Origin of the sequence: Protofrankia sp. Cr1, from assembly GCF_963555865.1 — a bacterium.
GTDB lineage: Bacteria > Actinomycetota > Actinomycetes > Frankiales > Frankiaceae > Protofrankia.
Genome location: NZ_CAUVXO010000704.1, coordinates 1 through 933, shown reverse-complemented (window position 1 = coordinate 933; position 933 = coordinate 1). Strand labels below are relative to the sequence as shown.

Annotated in this window: 2 protein-coding genes; one reads left to right on the top strand and one right to left on the bottom strand. The window is 73.2% G+C overall.

Translation table 11 applies throughout. From position 1 onward, the window contains the following. Positions 1–42: 42 nt before the first annotated feature. Positions 43–633: a TIGR00730 family Rossman fold protein gene (locus tag U9980_RS28275; RefSeq protein ID WP_322749154.1), complete on the top strand. Its 591-nt coding sequence runs from the start codon at positions 43–45 to the stop codon at positions 631–633. 32 nt (positions 634–665) lie between these two features. Here U9980_RS28275 and U9980_RS28270 read toward each other — a convergent pair. Beyond that, the coding region (locus U9980_RS28270) for a dihydropteroate synthase (RefSeq protein ID WP_322770716.1) at positions 666–933 on the bottom strand (268 nt) is incomplete at its 5' end.

Here is a 933-nt window from a genome sequence, read left to right as displayed (position 1 = left end):
CCGGTCGGGACCGGATGCCGGTTGGCCGGCCGGCGAGCCCGCGTGAACATCTGCGTCTACTGCTCGTCGTCCGAGGCGATCGATCCCTCCTACGTCGAGCTCGCCGCCGACGTCGGCGCCGCGCTCGCCCGCCGCGGCCACGGTCTTGTCTCGGGCGCCGGCTCGATCTCGTGCATGGGCGCGGTCGCCCGCGCCGCCCGTGCCGGTGGCGCCTACACCGTGGGTGTGATCCCGCGGGCGCTGGCGGCGCTTGAGATCACCGACGACGAAGCGGACGAACTGATCGTCACCGAGACGATGCGGGAGCGCAAGGCACTCCTGGAGATTCGTTCGGACGCGTTCCTGGCGCTGCCCGGCGGCCTGGGCACCATTGAGGAGCTCCTGGAGGTCTGGGTCGCGCGTTCCCTCGGGATGCACGCCAAGCCAGTCGTCGTCCTCGACCCCTCGGGCCTGTTCACCCACCTGCGGGCACAGGTGGCGGAGCTGGTCGGGCGGGGTTTCGTCCGACCAGCGGCCCGGGACGCGCTGGGCTGGGCGGACACGGTCGCGGCCGCGTTGGACATGCTGGAGGCCGGGGTACGGCGGCCGGGCGGTCTCGGTCCGAGCGCCGCCGAACAGCTTGAGGGCGAATAACCGGTTGGCCCGGGTCGCCCGCCGGGGCCGGGTCAGGCGAGGCCCCGGCGTCCGACGGCGAGGTCCCGGGTCCCGCGGATGGCTGCCACCATGTCCAGCACCTTGCGGGTCGCTGCGACCTGATGGGCCCGGAAGATCCTGGCACCGAGCCAGGCGCTGATCGCGGTTGCGGCGAGGGTCCCCTCAAGACGCTCGGTGACCGGCGCGTCGAGGGCCTCGCCGATGAAGTCCTTGTTCGACAGCGCGACGAGCACCGGCCATCCGGTGGCGGCGAGTTCGGGCAGCCGGCGCGTCGCCGTC